The following is a 16,172-nucleotide window of genomic DNA, read 5'->3' as shown; positions in this document are numbered from 1 at the left end:
GGGAGATGACATAAATGCGGCGGGGCAGAACAGTGAAAAGCGTCACGGATTCCGGGCGCGCCGCGTCCGCCATTCGCCGAGACCCGGCGATGGCGGCGAGGGGGAACGGCCGGCGAACCGCTAGAGGCGGGCCGCCGGGTGGTCGATGTCCAGCACGTTCTCCGGGCCGCTGAAGAAGCCGTTCCTGGCCCGCTGGTACCGCAGCACCCTGCGCAGCGCCTCGTTGCGGCGGCGCTCCGGCTCCTGCCGCGAGCACTCGGCGGCGTACGTGCCGATCAGCGTGTGGAACCGGTAGTTGTCGCGGCCCTCGGCGTCCAGCAGGTGGTTGTCGGCGAGGTTCTCCAGCACCCGCCGGGCCGCGCCCCACGGCAGCCCGGCCAGCGCGGCGGCCTCGGAGACGCAGAAGACGGGAGAGCCGTACGCGCCCAGCAGCCGGAACATGCGGGCGGGCTCGGGGTCCAGCGCCCGGTACGAGGCCCCGAACACCGACCGCAGCGTCGCCTCGGGGTCGTTCTCCACCGCGAGCCGGTCGAGCCTGCTGTTCTTCGGGGTGTAGCGCTCGACCAGCTCGGCGAACCGCATCCGGGGGTGGGCCGTGAGCTGCTCGGCGGCGAGCCGCAGCGCGAGCGGGAGGTGCCCGCACATCTCGGCGATGCGGACCGTGTCCTCCCGCTGCCCGTCCACCCGTTCCGCACCGATCAGGTAGGTGAGCAGGCTGATCGACTCGTCGAGCTCCAGCGGGGCCACCTCGACGCGGTGCGCCCCGTCCCGCGCCACGAAGCCGCTCTGCCGCCGCCTGCTGGTGATCAGGACGCAGGCGGGGCCGCCGGGGACCAGCGGCCGCAGCTGCTCGGGGTCGAGCGCGTCGTCGAGCACGATCAGCACCCGCCGGTCGTGCAGGAGGCTCCGGTACAGGGCCGTCCGCCCCTCCAGCTCGGCGGGTACGTGCCGGCGGCTCACCCCGAGGCTGAGCAGCAGCGACGCGAGCGCCTCGGAGGCGTCCAGCGGGCGGCGCCCGGGGCTGAAGCCGCCGAGGTCGATGAACAGCTGGCCGTCGGGGAACCGGTCGATGAACTCGTGCCCGATCGTGAGGGCCAGCGCGGTCTTCCCGCTGCCCGGGGCCCCGTCGATCACGACCAGCGGGGGCTTGCTCCCGGGCTGGGCCAGCCCCTCGTCGATGATCGCCCGCAGCGCGCCGAGCTCCGCCGACCGGCCGGCGAACCCGCGCGCCTTCGGCGGGAGCTGCGCCGGACGCAGCGCCACGAACTCCCCGAGCCCCCGCTCCCGCGGCCCCGGCCGGCCGAGCGCCGGCGGCCCGTCCGGGACCGGCGCCAGCAGCTCCGGGCTGCCCGCGAGGATCTGCTCGTGCAGCTTGCGCAGGTCGGGGCCGGGCTCGATGCCCAGCTCCTGGATCAGCAGCTCCCGCGTCTCGCGGTACACCTCCAGCGCCCGCGCCTGCCTGCCGCACCGGTACAGCGCCAGCATGAGCAGCCAGCGCAGGCGCTCGCGGAGCGGATGCCTGGCGACGGACGCGGTCAGGACCGCGGCGAGCTCGGAGTGCCGCCCCACCTCCAGCATCAGGGCGGCCCACTCCTCGGTCGCGGTCATCCGCAGCTCGAACAGGTGGGCGCGCTCGGTCTCGGCGAAGGGTCCCGGCACGCTCGCGTACGCCTCCCCCCGCCACAGGCCGAGCGCCGCGTCGAACTCGCGGAGCGCCGCCGGTGCGAGGCCCTCCGCCAGCGACCGGCGGGCGCGCGCCAGCAGCTCCATGAACCGCTCGACGTCGATGTTCTCCGGCGGGACGCACAGGCTGTAGCCGCCGCCCGTGGAGACCAGCACCTCGCCCGTGTCCCGCCGCCCGCGCCGGGGCTCCAGCACCTTGCGCAGGCCGGCGACGTAGGTGTGGACGCTGTTGCTGGCGGTGGCCGGGACCGTGTCGCCCCAGACCGCGTCGATGATCTCCTCGATCTCCACGACCTCGTTCACCCGGCTCGCCAGCAGGCCCAGGACGGCCCGCTGCTTGGGCGGGCCTGGCGTCACCTCGGTCTCGTCCCGCCAGACCCGCATCCGACCGAGCAGCTCCAGCCGCACTGACCGTTCCGCCTCTGGCATGGTCCGATCACCTCCGAAGTCGGGATTGAGCACGGGATGAGCACGCCGGCGCCGCCGGGAACGCACGCATGGACCCACCGCTGCGGACCCAGCCAGCCTCCGCGCCCGCGCGCCCGCTGTCACCGCCCAGATTGCGCTGGGTCAAGGCCCGCGCCAAGAACGGCAGGTCGGACGGCATCGCCGCGGCGTTCCCGGCCCGGATCCGCCGGGAGGCGCCCGCCGCGGCGCGGAGCAATCTAAGCGGTGACACGGCGCCCGGGGGATCCGAGCATGGGGCTTGGCGGCGCCGCCGGAGCGGCGCGACCGGAGACGAGACGCCGCCGAGCCGCGCCCGGCGGGCGGGCTCGACGAGGAAACCAGGAAGAGGTTCGGCCGTGGCCCTTGCCGTGAGAGTCTCGGGGACCGGCCAGGCGGACTGGAGCGTCTGCCGCCGCTGCCGGACCCTCAGCCATGCCAGGCAGGTCGCGCGCCGCCTCGGCGTGTGCCCCGAGTGCGGCCGGCACGCCCCGCTGAACGCCGCGGACCGCGTCGGGCAGCTGCTCGACCCGGGAAGCGCCGAGCCCTTCGGGCCCCCGGCCGGCACCGCCGACCCCCTCGGCTTCCACGACACCAGGCCCTACCTCGACCGGCTCCGCGAGGCCCGCGCGGCCACTGGGCTGGACGAGGCCGCCGTCTGCGTGCGCGGGACGATCGAGGGCCGCCCGGTCGTCGCCGCCGTCATGGACTTCCGGTTCATGGGCGGCAGCCTCGGCGCGGGGGTCGGGGACCGCATCTGCCTCGCCGCCGAGACGGCGTGCGCCGACGAGGTGCCGCTGCTCCTCGTCACCGCCTCCGGCGGCGCGCGCATGCAGGAGGGGGCGGTCTCGCTCATGCAGCTGGCCCGCACCAGCGCGGCGCTGGCCCTGCTGGACGAGGCGGGGATCCTCACCGTCTCGCTGATCACCGACCCGACGTACGGCGGCGTCGCCGCGTCCTACGCCACGCTCGCCGACGTCATCATCGCCGAGCCCGGCGCCCGGCTGGGCTTCGCCGGTCCCCGCGTCATCGCGCAGACCATCAAGCAGACGCTGCCGCCGGGTTTCCAGACCGCCGAGCACCTGCTCGACCACGGCGGCGTCGACATCGTCGCGCCGCGGGCCGAGCTGCGCGGGACGCTGGCGCGGGTGCTCGCCGCCGGACGGCCCACCGCCCGCACGCACGACCGCCCCGCCCCGGCCGAGCGTCCGGCGCCCGCCGCGCCGCCCCCGGAGCCCGCCCTCCTCACCGACCGCGACCAGGTCCCCGAGCGCTCGCCCTGGGAGACCGTCCGCCGCGCCCGCTCCCTGAAGCGCCCCACGCTGCGCGACCTGCTGCCGTACCTGGTGGCCGACTTCGAGGAGCTGCACGGGGACCGCCTCTCCGACGACTGCTCCGCGATCGTCGGCGGCGTGGGGATGTTCGAGGGCCGGCCGGTCGTGGTGGTCGGCAACCAGAAGGGGCACACGCCGCAGGAGCTCGCCCGCAACGACTACGGCATGTCCTCGCCCGCCGGCTACCGCAAGGCGGCCCGGCTGATGCGGCTCGCCGGCAAGCTCGGGCTCCCGGTGCTCACGCTCGTCGACACCCCCGGCGCCCATCCGGGCGTCGAGGCCGAGGAGCGGCACCAGGCCGCGGCGATCGCGGCGAACCTGCGGCTGATGGCCCGGCTCCCGGTGCCGATCGTCACCGTGGTCACCGGCGAGGGCGGCAGCGGCGGCGCCCTCGCGCTCGCCGTGGCCGACCGCGTGCTCATCCTGGCCGACGCCGTCTACTCCGTCATCAGCCCGGAGGGCTGCGCCGCGATCCTCTGGCAGGACCCCGCCGCCGCGCCCCGGGCGGCGGAGGCGCTGCGGCTCGACGCCCGCGAGCTCCTGCGGCTCGGCGTGGTGGACGCGGTCGTCCCCGAGCCCGAGGGCGGTGTCGAGGGCGCGCCCCGGGCCACCGCCGCGCGCATCGCGGACGCGCTGCGCGCGACGCTGCCCGAGCTGGCGGACCGGCCGCCCGCGCGGCTGCTCGCCGAGCGGCTCGCGCGCTACCGGCGGTTCGCGATGCCGCCGCCCGCCCCCGCCACCGGCCGCGACGAGCCCGCCGCGCCGGCCCGTCCCGAAGAGAGGCACTGATGACGCTGACCGCGGATGCCGTCGCCCAGCACGAACGAGACCGCAGCGCGCAGGGCGGCACCGACCTGATCGAGTTGATCGAGGCCGTCCGGGACAACGCCGCGCGGCTGCTGTCGGGAGTCCCCCATCCGCCCGCGTCGCTGCGGCTGCGCGCCGGCGCCGTGGCGGTGGAGCTGGAGTGGCCGCCGGCCGAGGCGGACCGCCCCGCCCCGCCGGCCGCGCTCGACGGCGGCGACGGGAACACGGCCGCCGGACGGGCCGCACCCCCGCCACCGATGCCGGAGGAGGACGGGCTGTTCCCCGTCCTCTCCCCCTCGGTCGGCGTGTTCTACCAGGCTCCCGAGCCGGACGCCGCGCCCTTCGTGAGCGTGGGCGACACCGTCGCCCGCGGGCAGCAGGTCGGCATCGTCGAGGTGATGAAGCTGATGCTCCCCGTGGAGGCGGACCGCGCGGGCCGGGTGGCCGAGATCGTGGCCCGCGACGGCGCCGAGGTCGAGTACGGCGAGCCGCTCCTGCTCCTCGCCGACCCGGCCGGGCGCTAGCCCCCGTGTTCTCCACCGTGCTCATCGCGAACCGGGGCGAGATCGCGCTCCGGGTGGCGCGCACCTGCCGCGAGCTCGGCCTGCGGGTGGTCGCCGTGCACTCCACCGAGGACCGCGACTCGGCCGTCGTCCGGCTGGCCGACGAGAGCGTGCAGATCGGCCCGGCCCCCGCCCGGCGCAGCTACCTGAACATCCCCGCGCTCATCGAGGCGGCGCGGCGCACCGGCGCCGACGCGCTCCACCCCGGCTACGGGTTCCTGTCCGAGGACGCCGACCTGGCGGCGGTGTGCGCGGAGAACGGCATCGCCTTCATCGGCTCCCCCGCGCCGGTGCTGGAGGTCTTCGGGGACAAGATCGCCGCACGCGCCCTCATGGCCGAGGCGGGCCTGCCGCTGCTGCCCGGCTCCGCGGCACCGCCGGGCAGCGCGCGGGAGGCGCGGGAGGCGGCGGACGCGATCGGCTATCCGGTCATCGTCAAGGCCGCGGCCGGCGGCGGCGGGAACGCCATGGCGGTCGTGCGCGAGGCCGCGGACCTGGCGTCCGCCTGGCGGCGGGTGCGGACCGACGCGCAGGCCCTGTTCGGCGACGACCGCGTCTACGTCGAGCGCCACCTCGGTGCGGCCCGCCACGTCGAGGTCCAGCTGCTCTGCGACGCCCACGGCAACGTCCTGTCCCTCGGGACCCGCGACTGCTCGGTCCAGCGCCGCCGGCAGAAGCTCATCGAGGAGGCCCCGGCCCCGCGGCTGCCCGGCGGCCTGGCCGAGCGCATGGCCGAGGCGGCGGTGGCCGGCGCGCGGGCGGCGGGCTGCGTCGGCGCGGCGACGTTCGAGTTCCTGGTCTCGCCCGGCGGCTCGTTCGCCTACCTGGAGACCAACTGCCGGATCCAGGTCGAGCATCCGGTGACGGAGATGGTGACCGGCGTCGACCTCGTCGCGGAGCAGATCCGGATCGCCGCCGGCCGGGAGCTCTCGCTCCGCCCGGAGGACGTGCGGCCCCGCGGCACCGCCATCGAGTGCCGGATCAACGCCGAGGACCCGGACCGGGACTTCGTCCCCGCGCCGGGCCCGCTCACCGAGTTCCGGCTCCCCGGCGGCCCCTTCGTCCGCGTCGACACGCACGGCTACCCCGGATACCGGATCCCGGCCGCCTACGACTCGCTGCTGGCCAAGCTCGTCGTCTGGGCGCCCGACCGCGACCGGGCGCTGCGCCGGATGGCCGCGGTGCTCGGCGAATGCCGGATCTCCGGTCCCGGGGTGCGCACCACCGCCGGCTTCCTGGCCCGGCTGATCGCCGACCCGCGCTTCCAGGACGCCGAACACGACACCGCGCTCGCGCTCGACCCTCCCCCGGATCCGCGCCCCGTTCACTAGAGTGGTCGACCGGACACGCAATGTGATCGCGGACACGCGACGTGATCGGTCGAGAGGGCGGTGCCGGTTGTTCTTCCTCGAGGTCTTCGTCCCCCGGGGCTCCCTCACCCCGGAGCGGCGCGAGCGGCTGGCCCGGCGCCTCACCTCGCTGGACGGCCTCACCGGGGGCGAGGCGATGCATCCCGGCACGGCCGCGGCCGTCCGCGAGGTGATGCACGTGGTGTTCCACGAGCCGGAGACGTGGTGGAGCGCGGACGGGCCCGTCGACGCCCGGAACCCGCGCTACCTCGTCCGCGTGCACGTGCCCAACGCCTGGCGCAGGGACCTGAGCGAGCCGTTCGTCCGGTTCGTCACCGACGCCCTGGCCGAGACCGACGAGGAGCGGCGGCGCCTCCGGGAGGAGCCGGTGGCCGAGGTCCACGTCATCGGCGTCCCGGAGCGGGGCTACGGGCTCCGCGGCCGGGTGCTCGGCGCCTCCGACCTGGTCGCGATGCTCGGCGACCCGTTCCGCCGGTCCCGGGAGAGCGGGGACGACGACGGGCCGGTCCTCCCGGAGGGCACGGTGTACGACCCCATGTGCGGGGCGATCGTGAGGCTCGGCCCGGACGCGGTCACCCTGGAGCGCGACGGGCGGACCTACGGCTTCTGCTGCGAGCACTGCCGCCGGCTGTTCATCTCCGAGCGGCGTACATCGCCTGAAGGCAGCACAGCAGGTTCCGGGACTGCTGGTTGAGGTAGTGGCTGTGCCGGTTCAGCTCGGCGAGCTGGGCCACCGTCACCCACCGGAAGTCGCCGTACCCGCCGCCCGAGCCCTCCAGCTCCAGATCGGTCTCCAGGATGGCGTAGCGGCTGCTGGCGGCCTGGAAGATGTCCGCCTGGTCGGTCACCTTCGTCTCGAAGTGGATCTGCGCCGGGTCCGCCTCCTTCAGCTCCTTGAGGAAGCGCGGATAGGCGTCGGGCGGCAGCTCGTCGTAGAACGACGGGATGCACTGCAGGCTCGGGCCGAGCTCGGCGACGTCCACGTAGCCGCCCTCGAAGACCGAGTTGACCAGGACGTGCAGGACGCCGCCGATGTTCCGCACCAGGAAGACCACCAGGCCGTCCGCCGCGGTGCGGATCATCGGCTGGGTCCAGCGGTCGCCGCCGAGGTCGATGTCCGCGCCGACGATGTCGAAGAACTGGAACTGCCGGTGGGTCAGGCGCCCCTCCGACAGGTGCCACATGCCGGCGTCCTTCAGGTGGATGCGCTCCACGTTCATGTCGCCGTAGGTGCGCGCCCGGCTGAGCCAACTGAGGATCTCGGTCGTGCCGTGCCGCGCCGGGGCGCCCGGCTCGCAGGAGCGGAGCAGCGCCGACCGGAAGCCCGCGCCGTCCCCGGCCCCCTCCTCGGGCGCGCCCAGCAGGGAGAACGGCAGGCACGACAGCACCGAGCAGGCGCTGGTGCTGACGGTGTCGGGCTCGGCGAGCAGCGAGTAGACCTGCCCGAGCGGCAGCCAGCGGTAGCCGTCGAGGACCTCGACGTCCTCCTCGACCTGGACGATCACGTTCCGGTTGCGCTTGCGGAAGAACCACGACCCCTGCTCGGACTGCCGCACGTCCGCGATGATCCGGCGGTCGCCGGGGTCGGTGAAGTACGACAGGTACGGGACGTCCCCGTCCCGGTTGCTCCAGGTCGCCTGGACCGTCGGGCCGAGCTGCACCCCGCGCTCGTTGCCCGGTTCGGCCTTCGCCTGCATCAGCAGGTGCGGGACCCCGTCGAACTCCTTCAGCAGGATCCCGAGGGTGCCCATGCCGGGCTGGATGATGATCGGGTAGTTGGTGTGCGAGATGGAGCCGTGCACGGTGGCGTGCTTCTCCATCGCCTCGATGGTGAAGAACCCGCCGTCGCGGTGGGAGATCGCCCCGGTCGCGGGATCGGCCTGCCAGCCGTCGAGCGCGTCGAGGGGGACCTCCTTCACCCGCACCGGGGTCCGCTCGGCGGCGGCCGCCAGCCACGCGCGCACTTCCTCGTCGGTCACCTGGGCTCCGGGCGCTGGCGCTGTGCTTCCCACTGCGAATTCCTTTCCAGGACTCTTTCCGACGGCTCGGCCGGTCATCGTCACCCGGCGTGCCTTCAGCCTAGAAAGGCCACTTCTCCGGGTCATCTCCCAGATTGCCGCGCGGCGATTTCCCGGAATGGCGCGGGCCGCCCGTCCCGGCGCGCCGCCGTGCCGGGACGGGCGCCGCTCACCGGACCGGGACGTCCGCGCCGCGCGGCGGGGCCGCCTTCAGCGCCGGCGAGCGCCGGGCCGCCCGCAGCGACCGGACCACCGTGGCCGGACGCATGACCGCGCTGGGCCTGGCCAGCAGGTGCTGCATCTCCAGCATCACCCGGTGCGCGGGCACGGACACGTGGCTGGCCAGCATGACGCGGCGCACGTAGCGGTTGACCAGCGCCGTCCCGAACGGCCGGGGACCGACCGTCTCCGGGAACATGAAATCGCTCGACGTCGACATCTGCCACGGCGTGTCGATCGTTTTTCCGCAGGCCCGGTAATAGCGCCGCGCCATCTCCGCGTTCGGTGCGCCGAACCGGTCCAGGCAGCGGCCCAATATCTGCGCCTCCAGCGTCGCCACGGTCATTCCCTGGCCGTACAGCGGATTGAAACTGCAGATCGCGTCGCCGAGCGCCACATAGCCGGCGGGCAGCCGGCGCAGCCGCTCGAAGTAGCGCCGCCGCGCGGCGGGGTAGGTGAACCGGTGCGCGTCCCCGTCGTCGACCGGCTCGCACCGGGCGATCAGGTCGGCCATGTGCGGGTCGGGCAGGCCCGCCGCGAACGCCGCGAACCCCTCCGGGTCGACGGGCGCGTGCGCGCGGTGCCAGCCGCCGAGGGTGACCATCCACCGGTCGCCCTCGATGGCGAACGCCGCGGCGGCGCGCTTGTCGCCCGGCGGGACGCACGACATCAGGAAGAGGAGGCCGCCGTCTTCGCCGAGGGACTCCCCCGGGCGGCGCCGCAGCAGCCGCGTGGTGTACCCCACGTCGATCTTGACCGTGGTGACCTCGGGGGCGGGGCAGTCCAGGTCCGCCAGCCACCGCTCGCTGCGCGTCGCGCTCCGCCCGGTCGCGTCGACGACGAGGTCGGCCGGGATCCGGTCGCCGTCGTCCAGCTCGACGCCCAGCACCCGCCCCGCGACGCCGAGGAGCCCGCCGACCGCGGTGCGGTCCCGGATCTCGACGTTGTGCAGGGCCGCCACCCGCCGGCGCACCGCCAGCTCCAGGTAGGCCCGGCTGAGGCTGATCCCGAGCATCCCGCTGCGGAACCGCGTCCGGAGCGCGCCCATCTGGTAGAAGATCAGGTCGTGGCCCGGGTCGAACGGGACGGCGCCGCCCTCGATCAGCTCCTCGGTCAGGCCGGGGAACAGCTCCTCCAGCTGCATCCGCCCGCTGATCAGCAGCGCGTGCGCGTGCCCGCCCTGGGGCACCCCGCGCCGCGTCCGGGGCGCGGCCGGCAGCGTGTCGCGGTCGATGACCGTGACCCGCTCGAACCTGCCGGACAGGACGCGGGCCGCCACCAGGCCGCCGATCGAGCCGCCGACGACTACCGCGTGTTCACCGACTGGCCGCACGGCCCCTCCTTGCCCGGGTCCAGCTCATGCTGGTCCGGCTTGTCGTCGTCCAGGCGCCGGGGTCCCCGGGCGTCCTGGTGATGCGGTCCGCCGCACCCATGAGGATTCTTGAGCGCGCGGGAGCGGGTGTCTTCTCCCTGGTTGCGCGACTGCGCCGCCGCTCGCGCCGCGCCGTCACGAGGGCTGCCGGACCGCGGCGGCCTCGGTGGCGGGGCCGCGGCAGGCGAGCCCGTGCACCCCCATCGAGCGGGAGAAGTCGCTCCGCGCCCGCGGCCCCTTCCGGACGCGGTCGGGCAGCGGGCCCGCGCAGTGGGGGATGGTCCCCTCCAGCAGCCTCTCGAGGTCGAGCTCGACCGGCACGGCGGCGCCGGGGACGACGTAGACCGGGCCGAGGATGGCCGCCAGCACCGGCGTGCCGCCGCTCTCGCCGTGCGTCCTGACCGTGATCATCCACCGGCCGGGGGTGACGTGGGCGATGTGCGACGAGCCGTTCTGGTCCTCGACCGCGCACGGCTCCACCGGTCCGCCGAGGACGAGCGAGGTCGGCACGGCCCGCACGACGAAGTCCCGGGACGGGGAGAGCGCCGCGGAGCGGAGCGACACCAGGATCGACCCCTGCGTGCAGGGCAGGTCGTCGTGCTCGCCGGCGAAGCCGTCGGCGGCGTTGCCGAGCCGGGCGGCGCGCCGGTACCGTCCCGGCGAGATTCCGACCGTCCGGGTGAAACGCGAGGTGAATGTGCCGAGACTCGCACATCCGACCTGCACCGCGATATCGGCGACACTCTCCTCGGTGCAGAGCAGTTTCTGCCGCGCGACTTCCAGCCGCACCCCGCCGAGAAAGCGTGTCGGCGGGTAACCCGTCTCCCGGCAGAACAGTCGCGATAAATATCCCGGAGTGAGATTGACCGCGGTGGCCAGCTCCTCCAGCGTGAGGTCCTCGTGATATCGGTCGCGCATCAGCTCGACGACATCGCCGATCTCCTGTCGCACCAGGCCCCCTTGATGTCACACCCTGAAGATCCCCAGTGAAAGCCCAGGCGTGTGGAACGGTCAAGGGCCGCCGCAACCTCATCGAGACCGCCTGTAGACATGCGGAAGAACGGTCCACCCCGCCGGCCGACCCAGCGTGACCGAATATGACCGTGAATCGATGATTTCGGTTTCGGATGCCCCTATCACGAGATAGGATCTTCACCGAAACGAGATATCTGAAACTGCCTTTCTAGTGATCACTGGCGAGGTTCGGCGCGCCGCCAAAGCGGTCGCCGCCGAGCATCGCATTCCGATACAACAGCGAGCACCCGGAACGCGACCGCGTGAAACGGCAGCAATTTTGGAGATGTCCGGCGGGCCGATTGGCCACACAATGGTGCGCAGAGGGTCCATCAGTGGGCCGTTGAGATGATCCGAGGGCACGTCACAACGTCGCACTGACGCAGATCCAACGGGAAATACGCAGGCACGAGCAGTCCCGATTGGAGCGGAACTCCGATGGACAGAACGGATCGGCTCACCTCCCCTGGCGAGACCGTCGAGGCAGTGCTCATCGGCGGGCCGGCCGACATCCCCCCGGTCGCGCGGACCGTGCGGACGCCGGCGGCGGAGACCAAGATCAAGATCTTGCACCGCAACGGCTACGAGCACTTCGAGATCGTGCGCGAGCCGCGGATCGACCCGTCCCGTCCGGTGGCCTTCCACTGGACCATGCGAACGAAGATCGCCGAGTGACGGCGACGCACCGGCCGGCGCCGCTGCTCACCCGCCGGGACGGCGCCTCCGTCCAGCGGCGGCTGGCCGTCTCCGCGCTGGCCGCGGGGCGCGGCGGAACACTGGACTGGCTGGCGGGTGCGGCCGAGCGGTTCCGCATGGCGGTGGACCGGGTCCCGCTGGACCGCCTGGACCAGTGGCGGGAGGACCCGGCGACCGGCACCATCGGCCACGCCAGCGGACGGTTCTTCACCATCGAGGGCATGGACGTGCGGGCCCCCGGCCTCCCCGTCGAGTCTTGGAGCCAGCCGGTCGTCCACCAGCCGGAGGTGGGGATCCTCGGGATCCTGGCCAAGGAGTTCGACGGCGTCCTGCACCTGCTGATGCAGGCCAAGGCCGAGCCGGGCAACGCGAACGGGCTCCAGCTCTCCCCCACGGTGCAGGCCACCCGCAGCAACTACACGCGGGTGCACCAGGGCAGGCCGGTGCCCTACCTCGACTACTTCCGGAACACCTCGCGGCACAACGTCATCGTGGACGTGCGGCAGTCCGAGCAGGGCTCCTGGTTCTTCCGCAAGCGCAACCGCAACATGGTCGTGGAGACCACCGACGACGTCGAGGTCCTGGACGGCTTCCGCTGGCTGACGCTGGGCCAGGTCCACGCCCTCCTCCACGTCGACGACACGGTCAACATGGACAGCCGCACGGTGCTCGGCTGCCTCCCCGCTGCGGGCGCCGATCTCACGGGCATGCTCGACCTCCCCGGTGCCGACGCCTTCCACACCGCCCTGCTCCGGTCGCTGGATCCGGGCGCGGGCTCCCTGCACACCACCACCGACGTCCTGAGCTGGATCACCGAGGTCCGCACGATGACGGACATGCGCGCCGGGCTCGTCCCGCTCAACGAGGTGGCGGACTGGCGGCGGACCCCGGCGGCCGTCGCCCACCGCACCGGCCGCTACTTCGAGGTCATCGGGGTGCGGGTCCGCGCGGAGGGACGCGAGGTCGCGCACTGGTCCCAGCCGATGATCAGACCGGTGGCGCAGGGCGTCATCGCCTTCCTGACCTGCTCGATCGGCGGTGTGCTGCACGTGCTGATGCGGGCGTCGGCGCAGCCCGGGTTCGTCGACGTGATCGAGCTGGCGCCGACCGTCCAGGCCACGCCCGCGAACCACGCGCACCTCCCCGCGGCGGCGCGGCCGCGGTTCCTGGACGAGGTGCTGCGGGCCCGCCCCGACCGGGTCAGGTTCGACACCGTCCTGTCGGAGGAGGGCGGCCGGTTCTTCCACGCCCGCAACCGGTGCCTCATCGTCGAGGCGGCGCCGGACGCCGCCGCGGAGCCGCCCGGGTTCCGCTGGCTGACGCTGCACCAGCTCGGCGACCTCGTCCGGCACGGCCACTACCTCAACGTCGAGGCGCGCAGCCTGCTGGCCTGCACGCACAGCCTGACCCCGCCCGCCGGGCGGCCGCGATGAAGGGCATCATCCTCGCCGGCGGCACCGGCTCGCGGCTCCACCCCGCCAGCCTCGCGGTCTCCAAGCAGCTGTTCCCCGTCTGCGGCAAGCCGATGATCTACTACCCGCTGTCGGTGCTCATGCTCGCCGGGGTGCGGGACATCCTCATCATCTCCACGCCGTTCGACCTGCCGCTGTTCCGGCGCCTGCTCGGTGACGGCGCGCGGCTCGGGCTCCGCATCCGCTACGCCGCGCAGGACGAGCCGCGGGGCCTCGCGGACGCCTTCATCATCGGCGCCGACCACGTGGGCGACGGGCCCGTGGCGCTGGTCCTCGGAGACAACATCTTCCACGGCAACTCGTTCGTGGACCTGCTGGCCGACAGCAGCCGCGACGTCGACGGCTGCGTGCTGTTCGGCCATCCGGTGCACGACCCCGAGCGCTACGGCGTCGTGGAGACCGACGAGCGCGGCCGGCCGGTCTCGATCGAGGAGAAGCCCGAGCGTCCCCGGTCCAACCGGGTCGTCACCGGCCTGTACTTCTACGACGGCGAGGTCGTCGACATCGCCCGGGGGCTGAAGCCGTCCCCGCGCGGCGAGCTGGAGATCACCGACGTCAACCGGGTCTACCTGGAGCGCGGGCGGGCGCGGCTCGTCGACCTCGGCCGGGGCTTCGTGTGGTTCGACACCGGGACGCCGGAGGCGCTCTTCCAGGCCGGCCAGTACCTGTGGGCGATCGAGGAGCGCCAGGGCGTCAAGGTCGCCTGCATCGAGGAGATCGCGCTGCGGAAGGGCTACATCAGCGCCGACGAGTGCCATCAGCTCGGCGCCGAGCTCGCCGATTCGAGTTACGGCCAGTACGTCATGGCGATGGCCAAGGAGGGCGTGCGGGTCTGCCCCTGACGGGCGGCGGGCGACGGGCGGCGAGCGGCGGGCCGGGCGGCGGCCGCTCGGGTCCGCCGGCGTCCGCGCCCGGTTCCGCTAGCGTCCGCGCTGGGAGCCGTTGGCCAGGGCCGGGGAGCGGCCGAAGTCGGCGAGCGCGAAGTCCTCCGTCCACAGCCCGGACGACCCGGGCGCCGGCGCCAGCATCTCCTGGTGGATGCGCTGCAGCTCCGGGGACGGGTCGAGCCCCAGCTCCCTGTTCAGCAGCGCGCGCAGCTCGCCGTAGGCCGCCAGCGCCTCGGCCCTCCGCCCGGCACGGGCGAGCGCGCCGATGAGCTGGCCGTGGAACCACTCGTGCAGCGGATACCGGGCCACCAGCGAGCGCAGCTCACCGATGAGGTCGCGGTCGCGGCCGAGGTGGACGTCGGTCTGGATCCTCAGCTCCAGTGCCCGCATCCGCAGCTCCTGCAGGTGGAGGGCGTGGGTGCTCAGCAGGTTCCCCTGGACGACGTCGGCCAGCGGAGGCCCCGTCCACAGGTCCAGTGCCTGGCGCAGCCGCTGGGAGGCGCGCTCGGGCTGCCCGGCGTCCAGCATCCGGCGCCCTTCGGCCACCTCCGCCTCGAACACGCAGATGTCGAGCTGCTCCGGTTCGATCTGGAGCTGGTAGCCGAACGGCTGGGTGAACAGCAGCTCGCGGCCCGCGGGCGCCAGCCCCTCCTGATCGATGATCTTCCGGAGCTGGTACACGTAGGTCTGCACGGTGTTCGAGGCGCGGCGCGGCGGCGCGTCCGCCCAGAGCTCCTCGATGACCGAGTCCACCTGGACGAGCTTGCCGGTCCGCACCAGCAGCAGCGCGAGAACCTGGCGCACCTTCGGCGGAGTGATCGCGCACGTGCGTCCGCTGTTGCTTATCTCCAGACTGCCGAGAAGCTTGAAGCGCACCATCTGCGTCCCCTTCATGGGCGGCGCGGCAGTGACATCTTGGAACACGATCACCCCGCTGGGCCAAGCGTGCCCCGCAGTTCCGCGCGCTGTCACCGCTCAGATTGCTCTGCCTTCGCGCGGGACGAAGCCCCACGTCAGAGCGCCGTCCGGGCCCTCGGACCCGGTTCCCGCCGGCGCGTCCCGCGCGGCCCGGCGACGCGCCCGGCGCGTGCGCAACCGAGGAGTTGAGGGCGCCGACCGGCCGGTGCCACCCTGGTCGTGGCCGCCTGCCCCGCGCCCCTCCGCGGAGCGAAGTCGGCCACTGCCGCCGTTCCGGCCGCACATCTCCCGGTCCCGCGCCATCGCGCCCGAGTGCCGCATGCCGGCTGAGCTGAGGGGCTCCGATGACGCAGACCTCCGTGCCGGACACCGGTGGCCCCCGGCTCATGTCGTGCCCGAGCAGCCGATCGGGCTGCCGGGGCGCGCCCACCAGGAAAGGCGGTCAGAGATGAGCGAGACGATGCCGGCGGCCCGGCGGCCGAGGGTACCGGAGCCGAACGAGGTCGGTCGTTTCTACGACCGTTTCGCTCGGCTCGCGGTGATGGTCGGCTCCGAGGCCAACGCCACCATGCACTTCGGGTACTGGGACTCGCCGGAGGACGGCGCCACCCTGCGCGAGGCGGCCGCGCGGATGACCGAGGTGATGATCGGCAAGGTGCGGGTCGGCGAGGGCGAGCACCTCCTGGACGTCGGGTGCGGGCTCGGCGGCCCCGGCGTGCGCCTCGCCCAGGACACCGGCGCCCGCGTCACCGGCGTGACGATCAGCCGGGAGCAGGCCAAGCTGGCCAACGGGCTCGCGTCGCGCGAGGGGCTCGCCGAGCGGGTGCGGTTCGAGCACGCCGACGCCATGCGCCTGCCCTTCGCGGCGGACTCCTTCGACGCCGCGTGGGCGCTGGAGTCCATCATCCACATGCCCGACCGCGGCCGGGTCCTCGGCGAGATGGCGCGCGTGGTCCGGCCGGGCGGCCGGGTCCTGGTGACCGACATCTTCGAGCGGGTGCCGATCCCGGAGCACAAGCGGGGGCCCGTGGACGCCTACTACCGCGAGACGCTGCTCGGCCCCACCGTCACGATCGACGACTACCCCGGGCTGATCCGGAACGCGGGCCTGCTGGTCGACGAGATCGTCGACATCAGCGAGCACGTGATGCGCAAGACGATGCGGGAGGCGGCGCGGCTCAAGGGGCAGGCCCCGCCGGAGATCGAGGAGCTGCACGCGGACGATCCGGCGTTCCAGCTGGACATGGGCGCCCTGGCGGAGGTGTGGGAGCTCGGCTACCTGCTGGTGGTGGCGCACCGCCCCGCGGGGTGAGAAACGCGCCCGGACGGGCAGGCCGTGGGTGGACGAGGCGCTCGTCAGTGGTTACTGACGAGT

General features: G+C 73.7%; 13 protein-coding genes. 8 read left to right on the top strand and 5 right to left on the bottom strand.

The genetic code is table 11. The features are described 5' to 3' along the window. Window positions 1-120 precede the first annotated feature (120 nt). Complete coding sequence (locus CHF16_RS10620; protein WP_089325767.1) at window positions 121-2,112, bottom strand: AfsR/SARP family transcriptional regulator; 1,992 nt, start codon at window positions 2,110-2,112, stop codon at window positions 121-123. 374 nt (window positions 2,113-2,486) lie between these two features. Between CHF16_RS10620 and accD the strand changes: the two genes are divergently transcribed. From accD to CHF16_RS10600, 4 genes are all read left to right on the top strand, one after another. Then, window positions 2,487-4,250, top strand: coding sequence for an acetyl-CoA carboxylase, carboxyltransferase subunit beta (accD, locus tag CHF16_RS10615; RefSeq protein WP_245868341.1), 1,764 nt, complete (start codon window positions 2,487-2,489; stop codon window positions 4,248-4,250). After that, a complete protein-coding gene (locus tag CHF16_RS10610; RefSeq protein ID WP_089325765.1) occupies window positions 4,250-4,792 on the top strand; it encodes an acetyl-CoA carboxylase biotin carboxyl carrier protein in 543 nt (180 codons plus the stop codon). The genes accD and CHF16_RS10610 overlap by 1 nt, the downstream gene beginning before the upstream one ends. 5 nt (window positions 4,793-4,797) lie before the next feature. Then, window positions 4,798-6,162 carry an acetyl-CoA carboxylase biotin carboxylase subunit gene (locus tag CHF16_RS10605; protein WP_089325764.1) on the top strand — a complete coding sequence of 455 codons (1,365 nt, stop codon included), beginning with the start codon at window positions 4,798-4,800 and terminating at the stop codon, window positions 6,160-6,162. Between the two features lie 67 nt (window positions 6,163-6,229). Then, window positions 6,230-6,895 carry a hypothetical protein gene (locus tag CHF16_RS10600; RefSeq protein ID WP_089325763.1) on the top strand — a complete coding sequence of 222 codons (666 nt, stop codon included), beginning with the start codon at window positions 6,230-6,232 and terminating at the stop codon, window positions 6,893-6,895. Here CHF16_RS10600 and CHF16_RS10595 read toward each other — a convergent pair. The 3 genes from CHF16_RS10595 to CHF16_RS40845 form a co-directional block, all read right to left on the bottom strand. Next, a complete protein-coding gene (locus CHF16_RS10595; RefSeq protein ID WP_179271472.1) occupies window positions 6,834-8,180 on the bottom strand; it encodes an NDP-hexose 2,3-dehydratase family protein in 1,347 nt (448 codons plus the stop codon). The two genes, CHF16_RS10600 and CHF16_RS10595, sit on opposite strands and share 62 nt — an antisense overlap. A gap of 208 nt (window positions 8,181-8,388) precedes the next feature. Then, on the bottom strand, window positions 8,389-9,771 hold the full coding sequence (locus CHF16_RS10590) for an FAD-dependent monooxygenase family protein (protein ID WP_089325761.1): 1,383 nt from the start codon (window positions 9,769-9,771) through the stop codon (window positions 8,389-8,391). A gap of 174 nt (window positions 9,772-9,945) precedes the next feature. Continuing rightward, window positions 9,946-10,761, bottom strand: coding sequence for a helix-turn-helix domain-containing protein (locus CHF16_RS40845; RefSeq protein ID WP_089325760.1), 816 nt, complete (start codon window positions 10,759-10,761; stop codon window positions 9,946-9,948). A gap of 501 nt (window positions 10,762-11,262) precedes the next feature. Here CHF16_RS40845 and CHF16_RS10580 point away from each other — a divergent pair. Genes CHF16_RS10580 through rfbA form a run of 3 tightly spaced genes read left to right on the top strand, consistent with a single transcriptional unit; the run spans window position 11,263 to window position 13,834 of the window. Then, a complete protein-coding gene (locus CHF16_RS10580; protein WP_089325759.1) occupies window positions 11,263-11,499 on the top strand; it encodes a DUF5988 family protein in 237 nt (78 codons plus the stop codon). Then, window positions 11,496-12,953: an NDP-hexose 2,3-dehydratase family protein gene (locus tag CHF16_RS10575; RefSeq protein ID WP_218826621.1), complete on the top strand. Its 1,458-nt coding sequence runs from the start codon at window positions 11,496-11,498 to the stop codon at window positions 12,951-12,953. The genes CHF16_RS10580 and CHF16_RS10575 overlap by 4 nt, the downstream gene beginning before the upstream one ends. Further along, window positions 12,950-13,834: a glucose-1-phosphate thymidylyltransferase RfbA gene (rfbA, locus tag CHF16_RS10570; protein WP_089325758.1), complete on the top strand. Its 885-nt coding sequence runs from the start codon at window positions 12,950-12,952 to the stop codon at window positions 13,832-13,834. The genes CHF16_RS10575 and rfbA overlap by 4 nt, the downstream gene beginning before the upstream one ends. Window positions 13,835-13,912: 78 nt before the next feature. Here rfbA and CHF16_RS10565 read toward each other — a convergent pair whose 3' ends face one another. Then, entirely contained in the window at window positions 13,913-14,758 is an 846-nt protein-coding gene (locus CHF16_RS10565; RefSeq protein ID WP_218826620.1) for an AfsR/SARP family transcriptional regulator, read from the bottom strand. Between the two features lie 487 nt (window positions 14,759-15,245). Here CHF16_RS10565 and CHF16_RS40200 point away from each other — a divergent pair, with 487 nt between their 5' ends. Continuing rightward, window positions 15,246-16,109 carry a methyltransferase domain-containing protein gene (locus CHF16_RS40200; protein WP_179271471.1) on the top strand — a complete coding sequence of 288 codons (864 nt, stop codon included), beginning with the start codon at window positions 15,246-15,248 and terminating at the stop codon, window positions 16,107-16,109. Window positions 16,110-16,172 lie beyond the last annotated feature (63 nt).

The sequence above is a fragment of the Actinomadura meyerae genome, from assembly GCF_900188445.1.
In the GTDB taxonomy this organism is placed as follows: Bacteria; Actinomycetota; Actinomycetes; order Streptosporangiales; family Streptosporangiaceae; genus Spirillospora; species Spirillospora meyerae.
Note: the sequence above shows the minus strand (reverse complement) of the source record. Positions and strands in the feature narration are given on the sequence as shown.